Consider the following 20,532-nt stretch of genomic DNA (forward strand, 5'->3'; position numbering starts at 1 on the left):
CACCCGGCAAGCGATGAGCACTTGCCGGGCCTTACTACCAGACAGGCGGCCATTGGCCGCCTGATGCTGCTAAATGAACAATAGCGCGCGCAGGCACGCGCGCCTTATCTTTACAGCAGGCCTTTCTCTTTGAAGTACTTTTCAGCGCCAGGATGCAAAGGCGCGGACAGACCGTTCTTGACCATGTCTTTGGCTTCCAGATGGCCAAATGCCGGATGCAGCTTCTTGAAGTCCTCGAAGTTCTCGAATACGGCCTTGACGACCAGGTAGACGGTTTCTTCAGGCACATCGGCCGACGTTACAAAGGTGGCCAGCACGCCATAAGTGTTGGTTTCCTGCGGGTTGTTGGGATACAGGCCCGCGGGAATCGTTGCCTTGGCATAGTAGGGATAATCGGCGACCAGCTTGTCGACCACGGGGCCGGTCAGCGACATCAACTGTGCGCCGCAAGTGGTGGTGGGATCCTGGATGTTGGCCGAAGGGTGGCCCACGCCATACATGAAGCCGTCGATCTTGCCGTCGCACAGCGCTGGGCCGTGCTCGTCGGGGCGCAGTTCGGAAGCCAGCGAGAAGTAGCTCAGATCGGTGCCGCTGGCCGCCAGGAATTGCTCCATGGAGGCGCGCGTGCCCGAACCCGGGTTGCCCACGTTGAAGCGCTTGCCCTTCAAGTCTTCAAAAGACTTGATGTTGGCTTCTTTGCGCACGACATACGTGAAGGGCTCGGGGTGCAGCGAGAACACCGAACGCAGTTTCTTGAACTCGCCCGCATCCTTGAACTGGCCTTGACCATTGTAGGCGTTGAAGCCCACGTCGGACTGCACAACGCCCAGGTCGAGCTCGCCGGCCTTGATGGTGTTGATATTGAAAACCGAGCCGCCGGTGGATTCCACCGAACAGCGCACGCCGTGGTCGGCACGGTCTTTATTGACCAGGCGGCAAATGGCGCCGCCCGCGGCGTAGTACACGCCGGTGACCCCGCCCGTGCCAATGCTGACGAATTTCTGCTGAGCCGCGGCAGGCAGCGGCGAGGCCAGTGCCGCGAACATCGCAGCAGCGCCGGCGGTCATGGCCAGGCGCTTGCTGACGGAAGCGCTGAATAGTTTTCGCATAATGTTTCTCCTTGGGTTTCCCCTCTACTGTTGCCGGACTCTAACCGGTACGATGCACCCGCAGCCCACACTTTGTGTGTGTGTAAATGCAAGTGTTAAAACAAACAATGTGTTTTTCTTAATGCAGGATCTGCCGACCCGCCCCGCACTGGCGGTTTTCCAGGTTTGCCTTGCCGATTCCAGACACTATCCCGTTGGCCTTTTTTCACAAAGCCATACAAATTTTCTGGTGCCATTTTTGCATACGCGAACGGATCGGGCATTGTACAAACAGCAGAACACGTTAAAACAGAGGCATATATCAGGGTTTTTACCTATAAAAACGCGGATGTTAAGCACAAATAAGGTTCGTGTCTTAATACTACGAGTGTTAACATGTTTTATCAGCAATGGCTACTGAACCCATAAGTAACCATGGTTTTACATCACGAACAGAGCACATCATTCCCACGATGCCAGGGCGTCGCGCAGCAGGCTCCATCAAGGGGGTTCTTTCGCAAAGCGGCCGCGCTTCTGTTCCCCTTCCTGCTGCTCGCTTCCTTTTTTGTGTCCAGCGCCGCACTGGGCCAGCAGCGCAGCTTCACCGTCGGCGTCCTTGAAGACTTCCCCAAGCTGCATATGGGCGAGAATGGCCAGCCCAGCGGCATCCTCGGCGAGCTGCTGACCGAGGTGGCGAAGGAAGAGGGCTGGGTGCTGCGCGCCGTACCCTGTGCATGGCAAGACTGCCTTCAGGCCTTGCAAGACGGTCGGATCGATCTTCTGCCCGATGTGGCACGCAACCATGACCGCGAGCTGCGGTACGACTTCCATCAATTGCCCGCATTGCATAGCTGGTCGCAAATCTATGGGCGCGACGACGGCTCCATCCACTCGGTGCTCGATCTGCAGAACAAGCGCGTAGCGGTTTTGGCCGCGTCGATTCAGCTTGATTATCTGAAATCCATGGCATCGAGTTTCGGCATTCACGCCAACCTGCTGGAAGTCGACCAGTTTGAAACGGGATTTCAAATGGTCGCCAATGGCCAGGCCGATGCCGTTGTCGCCAATTATCATTTTGGCGAGCTGCACGCGCAGGCATACCGGCTGGTGGCCACTTCCGTGATTTTCCAACCCATACAGATGTATTACGCTACAGGCAAAGGACGCCACAGGCATCTGCTGAACGCGATCGACAAGCACCTGGCCGCGTGGCAGGCCGACCCGGGCTCGCGCTACTTCAATATTCTGCAGCGTTGGGGCAAGCCCGCTCCCTCCCCCCACCTGCCGGCGTGGCTCTGGTGGGCCCTCTCGGCGCTGGGAACGCTGCTATTGGGGGCCCTGGGCATCGCCACACTTCTGAAAACCCAGGTGGCCCGTCAAACACGCCACCTCCAGGCCAGCGAGGCCAAGCTCAATACCATCCTGGACAGCGTGGATGCGCACATCTATATCAAAGACAGGCAGCTCAAGTACCGCTATGGCAACCGCAAGGTCTGCGAGTTTTTCGGACTCGACCTGCCCGACCTTATTGGCCGCAGCGATGACCAGTTGATCCAGCACGAAGGCCTGGCCGAAACGCGCCTGAGCGAGCTCAGGGTGATCACGCATGGCGAACGCGTGGCGCAGGAAGAGGACGTGACGCTGGAGAACGGCAGCGCCAGAACCTATTTCTCGATCAAGATCCCCCTCAGGAACAACAAGGGCGCCATAGAGTCGTTGTGCGGCATCTCGACCGACGTGACCGAACACAAGGCGGCCCGGCTGGCCGCGCATCAACTGGCCTTCTACGACACCTTGACCAAGCTGCCCAACCGGCGCCTGCTGCTGGAGCGCATGGAACAAGCCATCGACGCGATACGCCGCGGCACGGGTTTCGCATCGGTACTGTTCATCGACCTGGATCACTTCAAGCGCATCAATGACTCAAGCAGCCATGCAACGGGCGATACCTTGTTGTGCGATGCGGCGCAGCGCCTGAAGAACGAGGTGTGCAACCAAAGCACCATCGCCCGCCTGGGCGGGGATGAATTTGTGATTCTGCTCGAGCGCCTGGGCCGCACTCAGCAAGAAGCCGCCCGCACAGCCATGAATATCGCCGAGAGCGTTCGCGGCGCGCTTGCCCAGCCCTTCCTGATCGATGGCCAGGATTACCTTTGCGGCGCCAGTATCGGTGTCACGCTCATCCAGCCTGATGGCAAGAGTGCCGCCGATGTACTGCGCGAGGCCGATACGGCCATGTCGCGCTCGAAAGAATCAGGCCGCAACCAGGTGGCCTTTTACGAAACCCGCATGCAGACGGATCTTCAGGAGCGGCTGACCCTGGAGCGCGAGCTGGCCCAGGCCATCGGCACCGATCAGTTCCAGCTGTATATACAAGCCCAGTACGACATGTCGCACACTATCGTGGGCGCCGAATTGCTGGCGCGCTGGCACCATCCCACGCTCGGCCCCGTTTCGCCTTCACGCTTCATCCCGGTCGCGGAAGATACCGGCCTTATTCTGCGTATCGGCGACTGGGTGCTGCAGCAGGCCTGCCAGATCATCAAGCGGCTGGAGCAAGCCGGCGAGCTGTACCCGCTCTCCATCAACGTCAGCCCCCGTCAGTTCAGGCAGGCCGACTTTGTCACGCGCGTGCGTGAAATCCTTCAGGAAACGGGCGCGCCGCCCGAGCGGCTGATTTTCGAGGTGACGGAAGGCATTCTGATCGAAGACCTGCAGGGCGCGGCCGACCGCATGATCGAGCTGGCCGGCATCGGCATCCGCTTCTCCATCGACGACTTCGGCACCGGTTATTCCAACCTGTCGTACCTGAAGCGGCTGCCGCTCTATGAACTCAAGATTGACAAATGCTTCGTGCACGATACCCAGCACGGCGCCGACAACGCAGCCATCGTGGAATTGATTCTTGCCGTGGCGCGCAAGCTCAAGCTGCATGTGGTCGCCGAAGGCGTGGAAACGCAGACACAGGCGGACTTCCTGATAGCGCAGCGTTGCGATGCCATGCAAGGCTACCTGTTCGCACGGCCAGCCCCTATTGCGCAATGGCTGGCCAGGCATCCCGCCTGAACAAGCGCCAGGGCGCAGGTTCGGGCCATGCCCGGATCAAGCCATGGCGGTATCCAGCAGCATCATCACGACAAATCCCAACATCAGGCCAAGGGTGGCATACGACTCGTGCCCCTGCCGGTGCGACTCGGGAATGATCTCGTGGCTGATGACAAAAAGCATGGCGCCGGCGGCTGCGGCCAGCCCCCAAGGCAGCAAGGCGGCGGACAGGCCGATAATGGCCACCCCCAGCACAGCGGCCAGGGGTTCGACCAGCCCCGAAAGCATTGCTACCCCAACCGCCGTCCCACGGCGGTAGCCGACCCCGCTCAAGGCCAGCGCCACCACTAACCCCTCTGGCACATCTTGTATGGAAATCCCGACGGCCAGGGCTCGGGCGCCGACGATGTCACCCCCCGCAAACCCGACCCCTATGGCCAGGCCTTCGGGAAGGTTATGCAAGCAAATGGCAATCACGAACAGCCACACCCGCTTCAGCTTCCGGGCTTTTCCGCCCTCCAGGCCCTTGACGAAGTGCTCGTGCGGAAGCAGCCGGTCGATCAGCAGCAAGCCCACGGCGCCCACCAGAATGCCGGCGGCGACAATGCCGCCCGCCCCCCAAGGACCCGCGCCCTGCTCCTTGGCACTGTTCAGCGCCGGAATGATCAGGGAAAAGGAACTGGCGGCCAGCATGACGCCGGCGCCGAAGCCCAGCATGGTGTCATTGGCGCGTTGCGAAAAGGGCAAGGAAAACAGGACGGGCAGGGTGCCCAAGGTCGTGGCGAACGCAGCCAGCAATCCCCAGCGCAATGCGCCAAGCAGCCTGGGATCCGGCGCAATCAGGCTTGCGTAAAGCTCGATGCCCAGCAATACCAGCACGATGGCCAAAATGAGAAGGCCGACGCTATAGCGCGGCCGGACTGCTTGAACGTCATCCATATGAATAAGTAGAAGCTATTTAGTCCGCAAATACTTGAACGTCCCCACCGCTGTCGCCATCAACAGGGCGTCGTCCATCCAAACCTCGGCCCGGGTAAAAAACACACTCCGGCCTTTACGCTCGATAAACCCTTTGGCGACCAGGACCTCGCCGTCGCCGCTATCGATGAAATTCGTCGTCAAGGACAAGGTCAGGCTGCGCAATTGGGGGCCATCCGGCCCGGAATACAGGCCGCTATAGCCCGACACCGAATCCAGCAGGGTACATATTACGCCTCCGTGGACGCGGCCTGTGCGATTTCCCAACTTGGCCGACACGGGTAGATGCATTTCGGCATACCCCGGCGACCACTCTTTTAACGTGACGCCCATCCACTCGAGGAACGGGTTGCCGATAGAAAGCGCTGTATTGCAGTCCTGACTCATACTGAAGGGAACCGAGGTAGTTTCAAAGGCGTAAGCTTACCCTGTGCGGCGCAGGCATGCCTCAAGACCCATCCGGCGCGGGCGCCGGATCGGCCGCGGCGGGCGCATCGCCCACAATCAGTTCCAGCCGCTCGCCCTCGAAGTCCGCATGCAGCGGCTCGATCTCCGGCATGGTCTTGTTCGCCCTGGACGACAGCTCATTGAACCGGGACGCCTTGCCGTACAAGCCCTGTTGCCCGGCCACTGCCCTGACCGTCTCGTTGTAATGCCGGCTGACGGTGTCCAGCGTAGCGCCCAGCCTCTTCAAGCGCTCGGCCACCACCACGACCTGATTATAGATATCGCCTGCGCGCTCACTGAGTTCATGGGTTTGCTCATTGCTGCGCGCAATCATCCACAGATTGGCGACGGTTTTCAGAATAGGCATCAAGGTCGTGTGCGACACCAGGATCACATTGCGCTGGTATCCATAGTTGAACAGCTCCTGATTGTGCTTCATGGCCTCGATATAGGCGGGTTCGACGGGCATGAACATCAGGACGAAACTCGGACTGCGCATGCCGATCAGATTGCTGTAGTCTTTTTTTCCAAGATCGTCGATATGATTGCGCACTGCCTTGACGTGGGCATCCAGCGCGCCCAGCCGGTCGGCTTCCGTCTCGGCGGCCATGGCGCGGTTGTAATCCACCAGCGAGACCTTGCTGTCAATCACGATATGCTTGCGATCCGGCAGCGTCACCACGAAATCGGGTTGGCGCGGGTTGCCATGCCCATCTTTGAAACGCGGCTGGGCGGCGTAGTGATCGCCCTTGACCAATCCGGCCGATTGCAGGCTGCGTTCAAGCTGGACTTCGCCCCAGTTTCCCGTGGTTTTCTTGTCCCCTTTCAACGCCGAGGCCAGCGTATTGGCTTCCGTGCTGATTTTCATGCCCGCCTCGAGCACGCGCTTTATCTCCGCCTCCAGCGACACGTTGCCGCGCACGGTATCGTCGTGCACTTGATTGACGCGCCGCTGGAAACCGTCAATCTGATCGCGCAAGGGCTTGAGCATGGCATCCAGCGAGCTCTGGCTGTTCTGCGCGAAAATCCTGCCCTTTTCCTCAAGAATCTGATTGGCCAAATTCTGGAACTCGGTCTTCAATTGCGCCCGGGATTGCTCGAACCCCTGCTTCATGTCCTGAAAACTGATCAGCTTTTCGGCATGAACAGCTTGCAGTTCGATCAGCTCATTTTCCAGCCGCGAAGCGCGTAGCATGAGTGTGTGCTGCTGGGCCTCCCTGGCCGCCAACTGGTCGCGGGCTTCTTCCAGCCGTTCCTGCAGGTTGTGCGCCGTCGACTCCAACCGGGCGAGCTCGCGCTCGGCATGGTTTTTTTCAAGGTCCGCGGCCCGCCGTTCGGCACGCGCCTTGGCCAGCACTCCGCGGAAAAACAGGGCCGCCGCCCCCGCGCCCGCCAGGGCGCACGCCAGACCCAGCAAGACGCCGGTCATTTCTATAGATATTGGATACATCGTGCCGATTCCTTATGCCGTCATCAGGCATATGATAGGTCCTTGCGGCAGAGGCTGAAGGCGTCTGCTTTCAGCCCGGCACGCCGCCATGGACCGGCGGCGCGCTGACCCGGCGCCTACTGCCCCTCGAACGGGTCGGCATCCTTGGGCAGGCCCGTGGCATCGCCGGCGACAAAACGGGGGATGTAAGCGCTGACATAGTCCCAGATCGCCTGCAGGACACGCCGGCCTTCCGCCGGCAATACCCGATCCCGGTGCGTAATCGCGCCCAGCAGATAAGGCACATAGCGATCGATGGGCCGATACACCACGCCCGAGGGCTTCAGGCTGACTGCGGTCAATGGGTCCATCAGAGCAAGCCCCACGCCGGCCCGAACCAGCATCAGCGCATTGATGGACGACGTGGTTTCAATATAGCGCCTCGGCCGGGCGGTGGGGTCTTTCTGCAGCAAGGCCGTCGACAGCCGGTGACGCAGGCGCGAACGGTTCGACATGGTGATCACCGTGTTGTCGCCCAGGTCGTCCAGGCTGACGGTTTCATGCGCAGTCAAGGGATGCGCGTCAGGCAGAGCCAGTACACAAGGCGCCTGACCCGACCAGTTCAAATGGCAACGCCCCAGATCGACGGGCAGGCTGACGATACCGATATCGGCCTGGCCATCGGCTACGCTTTCCACCACCTGCTCGGGCGGCATGGTGTCGATGTACATCCGGTTTTCGAACACCGGCGCGCTGCGCTCAAGTTGGCCAATCACTACGGGAATCAGGTTGGAGCTGAGCGCATCGGTCGCCGCGATCCGCAATGGGCGCGCCCACCCTTGCGCAATTTCGTGTGTCCTGGCGTCCAGTTGCTGCAGACCCGCCAGCACATTGCGCACCTCGTCGTAAAACTGCCGGCCCTGTTCGGTCAGGGTGACCTGCGGCCGGGTCCGGGTGAACAAGGTGAACCCGAGCTCGTTTTCCAGATCCTGGATTTGCCGGCTTACCATAGGCTGGGAACGATCCAGCATACGGCCTGCCGCCGTAACGCTGCCAGCGGAATACACTGCGGCAAAAGCTTCGAGTTGGCGGATTTCCATAAATCAACAGCGTGTTAAGCGTTTCAAGGTGGGCTGTCCACCATCATATACATTATGTAATTTTTTGCATCTGATGTATCTAACTTCATCGCACCGCCCCGCTTCTAGCGATGGGTTTGTTACTTTTTTACACCAAAACAGTGTTCCAGCCCCGGAAAAGCGCCCGCCTTTACATCGGACGCGTATTGCTGCGCCGCAGAACGTATGACACTTGCCACATCGGCAAACTGCTTGGCGAACTTGGGAATACGATCACCGCTCAAGCCCAGAATGTCTTCCGTGACCAGAATCTGGCCATCGCAACTGGGCGAAGCGCCTATGCCTATGGTGGGCACCGCCAGCGTTTCGGTAATGCGACGCCCCAGCGCTTCGGCGACCCCTTCAAGAACGACGCCAAAGGCGCCGGCCTGCTCATGGGCCTGCGCATCCTGCAGGATGCGCTCGGCGGATTCATCGGTCATCCCCTGGGCCTTGAACCCCCCCATCGTATTGACGTATTGCGGCATCAGGCCCACGTGCGCCAGCACGGGAATACCCCGGTCGACCAAGAAGCGCGTGGTATCCGCCAACGCCGCGCCCCCTTCCACCTTGATGCCGTCGGCGCCGCTGGCGGCCAGCATCCTGGCCGCATTGGCAAACGCCTGCTGCGGTGACTCCTGGTAGCTGCCGAAGGGCATGTCGACGATCACGCAGACGCGCTGCGTGGACCGCACGACAGCCGCCGCATGCGCGGCCATCTGGTCAACAGTGATCGACAGCGTGTCGGGCATGGCGTAACCCACCATGGCGGTGGAATCGCCGATCAATATCATGTCGAGCGCTTCGTCCAGCAGCCGGGCAAACGGGGCCGTATAGGCCGTCAGGGCCGCAATTTTCTGCTGGCCTTTGTACTGCATGAGCTGCGGTACGCTGATACGTTTGGCCTGGCTATGTACACTCATCTCGTTCTCCTGAAAAACATCAAGTACCGGATGCGGAAGGTAACCAAATAAAGTTTTTCCGCGCTGCAACAACCGTATAATCGGCTAGATTACCCCAAAGGACAAATCACCGAGCACATCATCGGTTTTCAGTGCTTACGCATCACGGAGGGCATTCATGTCTAGCAATCAGCACACCGTTACGTTTCACGATGGCAAAAGCGCACCGCAACTGGGTCTGGGAGTATGGCAAGTTGAAGACGATATCGCCGCATCGGTCGTCAAGGCCGCATTGGATATCGGCTACCGTTCCATCGACACGGCCGCCATCTACGAAAACGAAACCGGCGTCGGACAGGGCATCGCCCAGTCGGGCATCAAGCGGGAAGAACTCTTTGTTACCACCAAGCTATGGAACGACCGCCATGGTCACGATATATCCAAAGCGGCCTTCAATGAAAGCCTGGAAAAGCTGGGGCTGGACTACGTCGACCTGTACCTGATCCACTGGCCCGTCCCCAAAATCGGGCTGTTCGTGGAAGCGTGGGAAAGCATGATCCAGTTGCGCGACGAGGGGCGCGCCAAATCCATAGGGGTATGCAACTTCAATATCAGCCATTTGCAAAAGCTCCTGGACGAAACCGGCGTGCTGCCCGTGCTGAATCAAATTGAACTGCACCCGCATTTCCAGCAAGCCGAGCTGCGCGATTTCCATGCCGAGCACGATATCGTGACCGAAGCATGGAGCCCGCTGGGGCGCGGACGTTTGCTCGACGACCCGGGCCTGGCCCGTATCGCGCACAAGCACAACCGCAGCGTGGCGCAGGTCATTCTCCGCTGGCATATCCAACTGGGCAATATGGTCATCCCGAAATCGGTTCACCCCGAACGGCTACGCGAAAACTTTCATATCTTCGACTTCGCGCTCGATGATCAAGACATGGCGGCCATTGCGCAAATGGACCGTCCCGACGGCCGCGACGGCCCCGACCCGGAACGCTTTCACTTGCCCAAGTAGGCCGTAGGCCGGCCCAGCATCAGGCCGCCCGGCGGGCGCCCCCCGTCATGAAGGCGGCCAGCCCCGGCGCGCAGGCAAACACCACAAACAGGGCCGCGGCAGCCTGCTGCGCGCCCTGCACGCCCCCCGGCTCGGTAAAACCAGCGGCATTCGTGACCATTCCAGCCAGGGCCGCCCCCATGGCCATGGCGTACAGCTGCAAGGTGGTAATGGCTGCCGACGCAATATTTTCCTGGCCCTTGGGCGCCGACCTGAACACACGGGTCAGCAGGTTGGGCCAGCAAAAGCCCACCCCCAGGCCTACGCCCAGCAACGGAACAATCAGCCAATTCACCTGATGGGCGCCGCCCTGCGACAAGCCGCTCAAGGGCAGCAAGGCCGCCAGCAGGGCCAACGACACGGACGATACAACAGGCCCCGCCTGAATCAGGCGGTTGGCGGTGGCCGGCGAGCGGCTCGAGCTGATGAACGACCCCATCGTCCACCCGGCCGACATCAAGGCAGTCCAGTAACCGGCGATCAGGGGGCTTTTGCCATGAATCGCCTGCAAGAAGTAAGGGATGTAGATTTCGGTGGTCACCCCGATGCTCAACAGGCAGATGCAGGCATACAGGCTGCCCAGCGCGGTATGCGCTGAATAAGAGCCAGTGGGAAAAAGGCGTATGCCGGCACGGTTATCCGCTTTGGCGATCATCACGGTGATGGCCAGGCCCGCCGCGATTCCGGCCACATTCCAGGCCCAGTTCGAAGACAGGCTGGCAACCGACACCATCAATACCGACACGGCCAGCATGGAAATCCTGCCCAGCGGCGCCTTGACGCGCGCGTCGGGCCGCGTGTCATCCTGCTTGTTCAATTGCGTCTGCACCAGCAAGGCAAGCAATGCGGCGATCGGCAAGACCGACCAGAAGGCCAGGCGCCAGTGCCCTGTTTGCGCAAAGATCCCGCCTATGGCCGGCCCCGACAGCGTCGCCACCCCCCACATGCTGGACACCAGCACCATGGCGCGCGACCACAAACGCTCTTCGAACACAATCCGGACGGCGGAGTAGCTCAGCCCCAGCAACAGCCCGCCGCCAAAACCCTGCGCCGTGCGCCCGACCAGCAGCCAGGGCATGCTCGGCGCCAGGGCGCAAGCCATCGTGCCCGCCACAAACACGGCAATCGTCAACAAGAAAGCCTGCTTCAGGCCGAATCTGTCCAGCGCCTTGGGAGACAGCGCCGATCCCAGGATGGACGCCACCACAAACAGCGTCGTGTTCCAGGCGTAGTATTCCAGCCCGCCTATGTCGTTGACGACCGACGGCAAAATGGTCGTCACAATATAGACATTGACCGCGTGCACCGCCACGCCGCCCGCCAGAGCCAATGATCGCAGGCCGTTGCGGCCCCGTAGAAGGTCCGACCATGACCCGGTATGTGTGTTCTGCATAAACCTGCCAGCTATTGATTTCTCGAACCGGCGCCAGTGTAAGCGATCACATCAATAATGCGGCGGTTTCTCGTGCGCATACGGATCGGCGCCGGCATCGCCGCCGGCCGTTTCGCCCAGCCGCTTGACCAGTGCGGTACACAAGGCACGCAGTTCGTCGATCTGCTTCTGCTGCTGGTAGACCAGCTGGTTGAGCTCCTGGACCAGGTCCTCTTGGTCCGTGAGCTTGATTTCGATGTCGACCAGACGCTGTTCCGTGTTCACGCGGCAACTCTATAAGAAAACAGCCATTTTAGAGCAGGCTGCGCAACACATACTGCATGATGCCGCCATGGCGGTAGTAAGCCGCTTCGCTGGGCGTGTCGATGCGAACCAGGGCATCGAATTCGACGGCGCCGGCCCGGACCTTGACCGTCTCGGGGATGGCGCCGGTGTTCAGCGCGTCCACCCCTATGATGTCGAACACCTCTTCGCCCGTCAGGCCCAGCGATTCGGCGTTCTGCCCATCAGGATACTGCAAGGGCATGACGCCCATGCCCAGCAGATTGGAGCGGTGGATGCGTTCGTAGGATTCCGCGATCACCGCCCGCACACCCAGCAATACGGTGCCTTTGGCCGCCCAGTCGCGCGACGAGCCCGAACCGTATTCCTTGCCGGCCAGAATCACCAGGGGCGTGCCGGCCTGAATGTAGGCGCGCGAGGCGTCGAAGATCGTGGCAACGGGCGCATCGGCCCGGGTAAAGTCGCGCGTGTACCCGCCTTCGGTGCCCGGCGCCAGTTGGTTGCGCAGGCGCACGTTGGCAAACGTGCCGCGTATCATCACTTCGTGGTTGCCCCGGCGCGAGCCATAGGAGTTGAAATCCTCGGGCGCCACGCCGTGCGACGTCAAGTAAGCCGCTGCAGGGGAATTCCTGGCAATGGAGCCTGCCGGACTGATGTGATCGGTGGTCACCGAGTCGCCCAGCTTGGCCAGCACCCTGGCGCCGGCAATATCGGCAACCTGCTCGGGCGCCCTGGGCATATCCTGGAAATAGGGCGGCTTGCGCACATAGGTCGATGCGGCATCCCAATCGAAAATGGCGCCCTGCGGCGTCGGCAAATCGCGCCAGCGCTGGTCTCCGGCGAACACATCGGCATAGCCGCTGCGGTACATGTCGGATGCGATCGACGACTCGACCACCGCGGCCACCTCGGCCGCCGATGGCCAGATATCTTTCAGGTAGACGGCCTGGCCATCCTTGCCGGTCGCCAGCGGCTCGTTGAACAGGTCAATGTCCATGGTGCCGGCCAACGCATAGGCCACCACCAGCGGCGGCGACATCAAATAATTCATTTTGACTTCGGCGTGGATGCGGCCTTCGAAATTCCGGTTGCCCGAGAGCACCGACACCACCGCCAAATCGTGATCGTTGACGGCCTGGCTGACCTCGGGGATCAGTGGCCCGGAGTTCCCGATACAGGTGGTACACCCATAGCCCACCAGATTGAAGCCCAGCGCTTCAAGGTAAGGCGTCAGCCCCGCCCGGTCGTAGTAGTCGGTGACCACGCGCGACCCTGGCGCAAGGCTGGTCTTGACCCAGGGCTTGCGGGCCAACCCGCGCTCGACGGCTTTCTTGGCCAGCAGCGCGGCCGCCATCATGACGGTGGGGTTGGAGGTGTTGGTACACGACGTGATGGCGGCAATGACCACCGAACCGTGATCGATCTGGCATGGCGTGCCGTCGCCCAGGGTGATAGAGACGGGATCGCGCTGCCGCAACTGACCCGCGGGTGTTTCCGCCGTGTGATCGGTGGGCGGCTGCGAGCGCTGGGCGGAATCCTCGTAGGCAGGCGAATCAGAGGCCGGGAAGGATTCAGCGACCGCCTTGTCGTAGCCTTGCGGCTTCAGGTCGGTATCGTCAATCAGCGCTGCCAAGGCCCCACGGAAGGCCGGCTTGGCATCCGACAGTTCGATACGGTCTTGCGGGCGCTTGGGGCCGGCAATCGATGGCACGACCGTCGACAGGTCCAGCTCCAGGCGCTCGGAATAACGCGGCTCGGCATGGGGATCGTGCCACAGCCCCTGTGCTTTGGCATAGGCCTCGACCAGGGCAATCTGCTCTGGCGAACGGCCCGTCAAGGCCATGTAGTCAAGCGTGACCTGGTCAATCGGGAAAATGGAAATGGTGGAGCCGTATTCGGGGCTCATGTTGCCGATGGTGGCCCGATTGGCCAACGGCACCGCGGCGACGCCCGGGCCGTAGAACTCGACGAACTTGCCCACGACCCGGTGCTTGCGCAGCATTTCGGTAATGGTCAGCACCAGGTCGGTTGCGGTCGACCCTTCCGGCAGCGCCCCGGTCAGCTTGAAACCCACCACGCGCGGAATCAGCATGGAAATGGGCTGGCCCAGCATCGCGGCCTCGGCCTCGATACCGCCTACCCCCCATGCCACCACGCCCAGGCCGTTGACCATGGGCGTATGCGAGTCGGTCCCCACACAGGTGTCGGGATACGCGGTGACGGCGCCGTCTTTTTCCTGCGTGAACACCACGCGCGACAGATGCTCAAGGTTGACCTGGTGCACAATGCCCGTGCCCGGCGGCACCACCTTGAAATCATCGAAAGCGCTCTGGCCCCAACGCAGAAACTGATAACGCTCCAGGTTGCGCCCGTACTCGATCTCGACATTGCGCCGAAAAGCATCGTTCGTTCCAAAAGCGTCGACGATGACGGAATGGTCGATGACCAGCTCGACCGGCGCCAGGGGGTTGATGCGGCTGGCATCGCCCCCCAGATCTTGCATCGCCTCGCGCATGGCGGCCAGATCCACCACCGCCGGCACGCCGGTGAAGTCCTGCAATACCACCCGGGTCGGCGTGAAGGCGATTTCCCGGTTGGGTTCGGCACTGGCGTCCCAGTTGGCCAAGGCCCGGATGTCTTCGGCGGTAATGTCCGTGCCGTTTTCCGTCCGCAACAGGTTTTCCAGCAGGATTTTCAGGCTGTAAGGCAAGCTGGCCACATCGAGCCCGGCCTGCGCCAGCGCATCGAGCCGGTATATGCCGTAGGACTTATCCCCCACCTGCAACTGACTTTGGGCATTAAATGAATCAACGCTGGCCATGACGCAATCCTCCTTGTAGCGGCACACCCCCGGCACCGGGGCAGATCGGACCACCATATCATGTTCAGGCCGTTACATAAAGAATACCCCCAGGCGTAATCCACACTGCACGTCGGGGCTATCCCTGTTCCGGCCCGCAGGAGCGCTATATTCAACCAAGATATTCAACCAGCACGCCGCTCGCGCCGCTGCGCGATACGGCCCCTTTGTTTGTTGTGCACGGAGCCCCCCATGACCTACCCCGCCTTTTTCGACCAAGCCCCCAAGATCGTCATGCAAGACCCCTTGTCGGCGCTCCTGGGCGCCGCCACGAACGGCATCATCGAATACGCATACGGCGACATCGTGAAACTGGCCGGCCATTCCTGCCCCACGGTGGCCGGCGCCTACCTGATGACCCGCAATGCCCTGAAGAAGCTATACGGCGACGCCCTGCCCCAGCGGGGAGGCATCAAGGTTGAGTTTCGCGACAGTGCGCTAAGCGGCGTAACGGGCGTCATCGCCAACGTCGTCGGTTTTATCACCGGCGCAACAGCCGACACCGGCTTCAAGGGCTTGGGCGGACAATACGACCGGCGCAACTTGATGTTCTTCGATGCGCCCATTGCCGGTGAAATCCGCTTTCAACGGCTCGATACCGCAGCAAGCGTTGAAGTGGCGTTTCACGCCAATGTGGTGCCCGCCCCCGCCACGCTGATGCCGGCCTTGCACAACATACTGAGCGGGCAGGCCGATCAGTCCCAGAAGGATTCATTCGGCCAGGCATGGCAGGAACGTGTCCGGCAGATTCTGGAACAGGCCGATCACCCGGGGATCGTCACCTATTCTTCATGAATCGCACCCGGCCGCTAAGGTAGAATAAGTAGTTACCCTTATGCACCGAGCAGCGAATGACGTATGTAGTAACCGAGGCATGCATACAGTGCAAATACACAGACTGTGTCACGGTATGCCCGATGGATTGCTTTATGGAAGGTCCCAATTTTCTGGTCATCAACCCGGATGAATGCATAGACTGCTCAATCTGTGTGGCTGAGTGCCCAGTGGGCGCGATTGTCAGTGATCACGAGATCGCAGATGATCAGCGGCACTTCATCGAGCTTAATCGCAAGTTGTCGCAGCACCCGGCCTGGAAGCGGATCAGCCAGGCCAAGGACCCCTTGCCCGATCACGAACGCTGGGCGGCGGCCAAAGATAAATTGTCCATGCTGGAAACCGAACCCGCCTGACCCAGAAGCGCCAGGACCGGTCCGCCTTCAACAGGATAGCCGTAACCTATCAAATCGATCAGAACAATCAACTTCTCCAAATAAATGATAGTGATTATCATTTGCGCATATGCTGCTAATAGGAGAAGTTCATGTTGTTGCTTGCCCGCAAAACCAGCCAGGTCGGCTTGCACATGTCTGTGGCCTTTGCCGTGACGTACGCGTTTACCGGGTCGCTGGCCACCGGCGGGGTGGCCGCCATACTGGAGCCCATCTGCAATGTCGTACTGCTGCCGCTGCACGACCGCCTGTGGGACAAGCTGCGCCCCCGGCCACGCGCGCAAGCAGCTTGAATCGTGAAACGTCAGGGGCGCCATCAAGCCTGCTAGGCCAGGGCAGCCACCTGGGCCGCCATTGTGTTTTCTGATGACTAGTATAGTTTTCTGCTATTTTCCTGAGAAAAACCATGCATTGTTGATAAAAATGGAATTAAGTTTATAAGAAATACGGGTTTATCCTAGTATCAAACATCCTCATACTGAACTCCATCGAAACACACCTTGCACAGCGCAAGGCGGCGCCACAAGCGCCGATTCGGTATTCATTTTTAATCACTGACGGAGTTAATGAGTATGAAAACCCTAGCAAGCACCTTGATGATTTCCTTGGCCGCGTTGGCGGGAGCCGCCCAGGCGGCCGACGAGCCCGTCAAAACGCGCGCCCAGGTCGTGGCCGAACTGCAAGCCGCCCAAGCCCAAGGCCTGGTCAGCCAGGGCGAGCTGGATTACCCGCTGGCACAGGCCACGGACAGCAACCCTAAAAGCCGCGCCGATGTCCAGGCCGAACTGGCTGCCGCCCGTTCCGCCAATCTGATCAGCACCGGTGAACTGGACTACCCGCCCGTCGCGGCCGCCGAAAGCGACAAGTCCCGCGCCCAAGTGCAGGCCGAACTGTTTGACTATGTCTCGTCCGGCCAGGTACACCAGATAGAAGCCTGAGCGTTCACCAGCCCATTGCGGCAGCCCGCCTTCGCGGCGGGCTTGTTGCTATGCGGACGAGGCCTGCGCATCGGTCCCGCACCAATACCCGCTGATCAATTGTTCCGGCTTGGCTTGGGCCATGACCCTGGCCGCGTCAGCCCAGGCATCCAGCCTGACGCGCAGCCCCGCGTACACGCCATGGCCTGATCCGGGTGCTATCCGCCCTTCGGCCGCCAAGCCTTCGCCCGCCTTGATCGCGCCGTCGGCCACAATATCGCAGCCCGACTGCATGCCCCATCCTGTTTCAATATGATTGCCCGCGACAATGGAATCGCCCGCCTGTATGCCCCGGGCCACCCAGATATCATGTTCCGCCTGGACTCTGCCGCCGGCCTTGATGCCTTGCTCGCATTTGATCGAACCACCCGCGACCACGCTTTGCCCCGCCCGGATGTCGCCCGTTACGGCAATACCCTGGCCAGCGCTGACGTCCCATTCAGCGCGCACATTGCCGCCGCACTCGAAGCGGGACGACGCCTCGATGCCCCAACCCGCGCGCACGTCATCGTCGGCCCGGATGCACCCGCCGCTGATAATGCTGCCTTTGGCGTCTATACCCGCCCCCGCGACAATGTCGGTACCCGCCTTGATCCCGCCTCCGGACCGTATCGAGCCCCCCGCGCGCACCACCGTGTCCACGGCGATACCTTGCCGCACAATCAGCGTTCCGGCGAAAACCAGGGCATTGGCATCGATGAAATCGACGGTCAGGACGGCATCTGTCGGGCCAAACTGATCCAGCAGCCAGCAGGCATCGTCGACCCGATTGTCGGCGATGAGCGCATCCAGTATGGCCTGGTAGTCACCCTGGCCGTTCTGGTCGCGAAGGAACCAGCGGTAGCCCGAGGTGCAGGGATTCTTGGCTTTGACGAATTTCTTGGTAAGTTGCATGGCGGATAGGTCGAACAGCGTGCGCAAACGGAAAGGCGCGAAGCCTTGCCCGGAATGAAACAGGAATCAGCCGTGCGAATGTACGCGCCGCGCTGTGGCGGCCCGAGGGCATGAATGCGGAAAATGGCGATGCTGCAAGGGCGGGCTGCTGGGCGCAACGCACACCACACCGGCTGGACGTGACGCGCCCAAGGCGCGGCGCCCGTGTTAGCCGGGCTTGGCGCGGGCGTAGGCCGACCGCACGGCGACGTCCTGGGAACCCAGGAACAGTGCGTGCAGTGATCGGGAGCGTGCCATCTGAACCGCGCGTTCAAGAGGCAGCAGGGAATTGACCATAGACAGGGACATCATCGGATTGTAGTGCAAACCACGGCTTGCATCGGCCTGGCGGGGCCCGGCCCATCAGGCGGACTCGCGCTGCTCCCGGCCTGCCCCCATAGCCGCCCCCCTGCGGCTTGCCAGCCAGTAGCCCGCGGCCACGACGATCAGCGCGCCGGCCACTTCCACCGCCACTTTGGGCAAGCCGTCGACCGGGCCGAACCGGTTCGTCACGAATACATCCGTCACCAGCATGCCCGCGGCGATCCAGCCAAGCAGCCCGGCGCCCAGCGTCACAATAAAGGGGAAGCGATCCAGCAAGCGCAGCAGCAAGGTACTGCCCCAGATAATAATGGGTACGCTGACCAGCAGACCGAAGATCACCAGGACGACCTGATGATCGGCGTGCGCGCCCTGCGCCGCGCCGGCAATGGCAATCACGTTATCCAGACTCATCACGAAGTCGGCCAGAATGATGGTTTTGATGGCGGCCAGCAAAGAGCTGTTGCCCTGGATATCGCCCTCGTCTTCCTGGGGCGCCATCAGTTTGATGCCTATCCATATCAACAGCGCGCCGCCCAGCAGCTTCACAAAAGGCAGGCTCAGCAGGGTCAGGGCAAAGACGATCAAAACCACCCGCAAGGCAATGGCCCCGCCCGTGCCCCACAGAATCCCTTGCATCCGCCTTTCGGGCGGCAAATTACGGCAAGCCAAGGCGATCACGACGGCATTGTCGCCGCCCAGCAGCACATCGACCATGACGATCTGAAATACCGTAATCCAGCTCAAATTTTCAAAAAAAGCCAACATCTTCCGCCCTCTCCCGTCATGATCCGAATCAGCCGCAGCGCAATAAATACTCGTAACACGATATATTTACATGCTAACGCCAAGCTGAACAAAAAACCATAAAGACCACATTGACATCAGGCTTTGCCGGCCGGGCCGCGGTCCTGCAGGCTGCGGCAGGACGCCTCAGATGCGCCGTCTATCGATATCGGACGTTTCGTAATATCTGCGCTTGTTCTCGTACATGGCCAGGTCGGCTTCGCGCAGCGTGTCTTCCAGGCGCCCGCCTTTGCTGCACGTTGCCATACCCATGGAGAGGCTAAGCGCCGGACCGGTATAAAACTGATTGTTCAGGTCGATCAGCTTGCGGATGCTTTCAAGCATTTCCCGCCCCCCGTCGGCATCCACCCCCGGCATCAACACGGCAAATTCGTCGCCGCCGATGCGCGCGGCCGGAAAGCACTTGTCGACCGCCTTGGACAGGACCTCGCCGGTGCGCCGCAACAAGGCATCGCCCGCCGTGTGCCCCAACTGGTCATTGGTATTCTTCAGATTGTTCAGATCGATGATGATGGCCGTCACCGGCCACAATTCCTTGCGCTCCAGCCGGTTGACCTCGTCAACGTAATACGAGCGGTTCTTCAGCCCGGTCAAGACATCGTGCTTGCCCAGATACTCAAGATACGATTCAGCCTTCTTGCGCGCGGTAATGTCGGTCAGCGCCAGCAGCACCAGCCCCCAGTCTTGCTCATGCCCGGGGAACACCGAAAACTGCAAATGGACATGCAAGGCCTTGCCATCCAGCGCGTAATTGGTGACCTCGCGCTGCTGAAACAGCCTGCCGTCCCATAAGTCGACAAGCTGTTGCCGAAACGACATGCGCATGTCGTCGCGGAACACCTCGGGCAGCCGCGCAAGCAGCTCGCGCTTGTCGCTGGCGTTGAACATGAACAAGGTATAGCGATTGACGTCGCGCACCCTGATTTCCAGCATGCACCGGTCCACGAACTCGGGATGCACATCGACAAAGGTGCGGAAATCCTGTATTCCCTGCTGGCGCACATCATCGAGCAGGTGCTTGATCGCGCTGAAGTCCTCGACCCATAGCGACACGGGCGCCTGTGTAAAAATGCCGCGGGCATATTGCTCGCTGGCCGCCACGCGCCGGCGCACATCCTCGAGTTCGGTGATGTCGTCCACCGTCACCAGGACACGCTGCCAATTGGCTTCGTATCCCGGCAGAACGACGCCCTTGAGCAGGATATCCAGGCGGCGGCCATCCAGAGCGTAGTTCACGCTCTTGCTTTGGAAGGCGGAGCGCCCCTGCCAGAGCTGCTCGAGCTCGTCCAGCAGCGCATCGTAGGTATCGTCGCGCAGAATCTCGTTCAGGCGCGCGGAAAGCTCTTCGAACGATGCAGCGGCATACAGCGACAATGTGCGCTGATTGACACGCACTACGCGAATACTGGCGGAGCAGGCGGCCAAGCGCGCCGGATCTTGCAGCAAAAAGCTGCGCAAGTCCGTGACGCCTTCGCTTCGCCATTGCGCAAAAAGAATATGCAGGCGACTATAGTCTTCCAGCCACAAAGCCGTGGGCGAAATGTCGAACAGGTCAGGCAGATCATTGACCACGACTCCGGACATTTCCAAGGGGTCTACGTGCATAGGGGCGACGTCATTCATTAAAGTTGGCAGACATGGTACTCCCTATCCAGGGCGACCGCGC

At 60.7% G+C, this 20,532-nt stretch carries 19 protein-coding genes; 6 read left to right on the plus strand and 13 right to left on the minus strand.

Annotation, left to right across the window (positions count from 1 at the left end; translation table 11 throughout):
• Window positions 1–110: 110 nt before the first annotated feature.
• The gene (locus tag RE432_RS02795; RefSeq protein ID WP_310933006.1) at window positions 111–1,067 is read right to left on the minus strand and encodes a TAXI family TRAP transporter solute-binding subunit; all 957 of its coding nucleotides are present in this window, start codon (window positions 1,065–1,067) and stop codon (window positions 111–113) included.
• Between the two features lie 456 nt (window positions 1,068–1,523).
• Between RE432_RS02795 and RE432_RS02800 the strand changes: the two genes are divergently transcribed.
• The gene (locus RE432_RS02800) at window positions 1,524–4,154 is read left to right on the plus strand and encodes an EAL domain-containing protein (RefSeq protein ID WP_310931692.1); all 2,631 of its coding nucleotides are present in this window, start codon (window positions 1,524–1,526) and stop codon (window positions 4,152–4,154) included.
• 36 nt (window positions 4,155–4,190) lie between these two features.
• On the opposite strand, the gene RE432_RS02805 is transcribed toward RE432_RS02800, so the two are convergent.
• The 5 genes from RE432_RS02805 to panB form a co-directional block, all read right to left on the minus strand.
• Window positions 4,191–5,072, minus strand: coding sequence for a ZIP family metal transporter (locus RE432_RS02805; protein ID WP_310931693.1), 882 nt, complete (start codon window positions 5,070–5,072; stop codon window positions 4,191–4,193).
• 15 nt (window positions 5,073–5,087) lie between these two features.
• Window positions 5,088–5,498, minus strand: a complete 411-nt coding sequence (locus RE432_RS02810) for a PaaI family thioesterase (protein ID WP_310931694.1) — start codon at window positions 5,496–5,498, stop codon at window positions 5,088–5,090.
• A 61-nt stretch (window positions 5,499–5,559) separates the two neighbouring features.
• The gene (gene rmuC, locus RE432_RS02815) at window positions 5,560–7,008 is read right to left on the minus strand and encodes a DNA recombination protein RmuC (protein ID WP_310931695.1); all 1,449 of its coding nucleotides are present in this window, start codon (window positions 7,006–7,008) and stop codon (window positions 5,560–5,562) included.
• A 116-nt stretch (window positions 7,009–7,124) separates the two neighbouring features.
• Window positions 7,125–8,087, minus strand: a complete 963-nt coding sequence (locus RE432_RS02820) for a LysR family transcriptional regulator (protein ID WP_310931696.1) — start codon at window positions 8,085–8,087, stop codon at window positions 7,125–7,127.
• A 119-nt stretch (window positions 8,088–8,206) separates the two neighbouring features.
• Window positions 8,207–9,028, minus strand: a complete 822-nt coding sequence (gene panB / locus RE432_RS02825) for a 3-methyl-2-oxobutanoate hydroxymethyltransferase (protein ID WP_310931697.1) — start codon at window positions 9,026–9,028, stop codon at window positions 8,207–8,209.
• A 157-nt stretch (window positions 9,029–9,185) separates the two neighbouring features.
• On the opposite strand from panB, the gene RE432_RS02830 reads away from it, so the two are divergent.
• Complete coding sequence (locus tag RE432_RS02830; protein WP_310931698.1) at window positions 9,186–10,025, plus strand: aldo/keto reductase; 840 nt, start codon at window positions 9,186–9,188, stop codon at window positions 10,023–10,025.
• Window positions 10,026–10,044: 19 nt separating this feature from the next.
• Here RE432_RS02830 and RE432_RS02835 read toward each other — a convergent pair whose 3' ends face one another.
• The 3 genes from RE432_RS02835 to RE432_RS02845 are packed head-to-tail and all read right to left on the minus strand — an operon-like array spanning window position 10,045 to window position 14,560.
• A complete protein-coding gene (locus RE432_RS02835) occupies window positions 10,045–11,457 on the minus strand; it encodes an MFS transporter (RefSeq protein WP_310931699.1) in 1,413 nt (470 codons plus the stop codon).
• Window positions 11,458–11,508: 51 nt separating this feature from the next.
• Window positions 11,509–11,721 carry a SlyX family protein gene (locus tag RE432_RS02840; RefSeq protein ID WP_310931700.1) on the minus strand — a complete coding sequence of 71 codons (213 nt, stop codon included), beginning with the start codon at window positions 11,719–11,721 and terminating at the stop codon, window positions 11,509–11,511.
• A 28-nt stretch (window positions 11,722–11,749) separates the two neighbouring features.
• Entirely contained in the window at window positions 11,750–14,560 is a 2,811-nt protein-coding gene (locus RE432_RS02845; protein WP_310931701.1) for an aconitate hydratase, read from the minus strand.
• Between the two features lie 231 nt (window positions 14,561–14,791).
• Between RE432_RS02845 and RE432_RS02850 the strand changes: the two genes are divergently transcribed.
• The 4 genes from RE432_RS02850 to RE432_RS02865 all read left to right on the plus strand — a co-directional run bounded on the left by RE432_RS02850 (window position 14,792) and on the right by RE432_RS02865 (window position 16,766).
• Window positions 14,792–15,394, plus strand: a complete 603-nt coding sequence (locus RE432_RS02850; RefSeq protein WP_310931702.1) for an FmdE family protein — start codon at window positions 14,792–14,794, stop codon at window positions 15,392–15,394.
• A 56-nt stretch (window positions 15,395–15,450) separates the two neighbouring features.
• Complete coding sequence (gene fdxA / locus RE432_RS02855) at window positions 15,451–15,789, plus strand: ferredoxin FdxA (protein WP_310931703.1); 339 nt, start codon at window positions 15,451–15,453, stop codon at window positions 15,787–15,789.
• A gap of 131 nt (window positions 15,790–15,920) precedes the next feature.
• On the plus strand, window positions 15,921–16,121 hold the full coding sequence (locus RE432_RS02860) for a DUF2061 domain-containing protein (protein ID WP_310931704.1): 201 nt from the start codon (window positions 15,921–15,923) through the stop codon (window positions 16,119–16,121).
• 279 nt (window positions 16,122–16,400) lie between these two features.
• A complete protein-coding gene (locus RE432_RS02865) occupies window positions 16,401–16,766 on the plus strand; it encodes a DUF4148 domain-containing protein (protein WP_310931705.1) in 366 nt (121 codons plus the stop codon).
• A gap of 48 nt (window positions 16,767–16,814) precedes the next feature.
• Here the strand turns inward: RE432_RS02865 and RE432_RS02870 are convergent, their stop codons facing one another.
• The 4 genes from RE432_RS02870 to RE432_RS02885 all read right to left on the minus strand — a co-directional run bounded on the left by RE432_RS02870 (window position 16,815) and on the right by RE432_RS02885 (window position 20,489).
• Window positions 16,815–17,699, minus strand: coding sequence for a hypothetical protein (locus RE432_RS02870; protein ID WP_310931706.1), 885 nt, complete (start codon window positions 17,697–17,699; stop codon window positions 16,815–16,817).
• 207 nt (window positions 17,700–17,906) lie between these two features.
• A complete protein-coding gene (locus RE432_RS02875) occupies window positions 17,907–18,035 on the minus strand; it encodes a hypothetical protein (RefSeq protein WP_310931707.1) in 129 nt (42 codons plus the stop codon).
• Window positions 18,036–18,101: 66 nt separating this feature from the next.
• Window positions 18,102–18,827 (minus strand): TerC family protein, encoded by a 726-nt coding sequence (locus RE432_RS02880; protein ID WP_310931708.1) that lies wholly within the window; start codon window positions 18,825–18,827, stop codon window positions 18,102–18,104.
• Window positions 18,828–18,992: 165 nt separating this feature from the next.
• Entirely contained in the window at window positions 18,993–20,489 is a 1,497-nt protein-coding gene (locus tag RE432_RS02885; RefSeq protein ID WP_409079804.1) for a diguanylate cyclase domain-containing protein, read from the minus strand.
• Window positions 20,490–20,532: the final 43 nt, after the last annotated feature.

This window comes from Pusillimonas sp. SM2304, from assembly GCF_031628915.1.
In the GTDB taxonomy this organism is placed as follows: domain Bacteria; phylum Pseudomonadota; class Gammaproteobacteria; order Burkholderiales; family Burkholderiaceae_B; genus Pusillimonas_C.

Bases quoted from the DNA above. Each gene is read 5' to 3' on its own strand.
- RE432_RS02795 (WP_310933006.1), bottom strand. From the start codon at position 1,067: ATGACCGCCGGCGCTGCTGCGATGTTCGCGGCACTGGCCTCGCCGCTG.
- RE432_RS02800 (WP_310931692.1), top strand. From the start codon at position 1,524: ATGGTTTTACATCACGAACAGAGCACATCATTCCCACGATGCCAGGGC.
- RE432_RS02805 (WP_310931693.1), bottom strand. From the start codon at position 5,072: ATGGATGACGTTCAAGCAGTCCGGCCGCGCTATAGCGTCGGCCTTCTC.
- RE432_RS02810 (WP_310931694.1), bottom strand. From the start codon at position 5,498: ATGAGTCAGGACTGCAATACAGCGCTTTCTATCGGCAACCCGTTCCTC.
- rmuC (WP_310931695.1), bottom strand. From the start codon at position 7,008: ATGTATCCAATATCTATAGAAATGACCGGCGTCTTGCTGGGTCTGGCG.
- RE432_RS02820 (WP_310931696.1), bottom strand. From the start codon at position 8,087: ATGGAAATCCGCCAACTCGAAGCTTTTGCCGCAGTGTATTCCGCTGGC.
- panB (WP_310931697.1), bottom strand. From the start codon at position 9,028: ATGAGTGTACATAGCCAGGCCAAACGTATCAGCGTACCGCAGCTCATG.
- RE432_RS02830 (WP_310931698.1), top strand. From the start codon at position 9,186: ATGTCTAGCAATCAGCACACCGTTACGTTTCACGATGGCAAAAGCGCA.
- RE432_RS02835 (WP_310931699.1), bottom strand. From the start codon at position 11,457: ATGCAGAACACACATACCGGGTCATGGTCGGACCTTCTACGGGGCCGC.
- RE432_RS02845 (WP_310931701.1), bottom strand. From the start codon at position 14,560: ATGGCCAGCGTTGATTCATTTAATGCCCAAAGTCAGTTGCAGGTGGGG.
- RE432_RS02850 (WP_310931702.1), top strand. From the start codon at position 14,792: ATGACCTACCCCGCCTTTTTCGACCAAGCCCCCAAGATCGTCATGCAA.
- fdxA (WP_310931703.1), top strand. From the start codon at position 15,451: ATGACGTATGTAGTAACCGAGGCATGCATACAGTGCAAATACACAGAC.
- RE432_RS02860 (WP_310931704.1), top strand. From the start codon at position 15,921: ATGTTGTTGCTTGCCCGCAAAACCAGCCAGGTCGGCTTGCACATGTCT.
- RE432_RS02865 (WP_310931705.1), top strand. From the start codon at position 16,401: ATGAAAACCCTAGCAAGCACCTTGATGATTTCCTTGGCCGCGTTGGCG.
- RE432_RS02870 (WP_310931706.1), bottom strand. From the start codon at position 17,699: ATGCAACTTACCAAGAAATTCGTCAAAGCCAAGAATCCCTGCACCTCG.
- RE432_RS02875 (WP_310931707.1), bottom strand. From the start codon at position 18,035: ATGGTCAATTCCCTGCTGCCTCTTGAACGCGCGGTTCAGATGGCACGC.
- RE432_RS02880 (WP_310931708.1), bottom strand. From the start codon at position 18,827: ATGTTGGCTTTTTTTGAAAATTTGAGCTGGATTACGGTATTTCAGATC.
- RE432_RS02885 (WP_409079804.1), bottom strand. From the start codon at position 20,489: ATGAATGACGTCGCCCCTATGCACGTAGACCCCTTGGAAATGTCCGGA.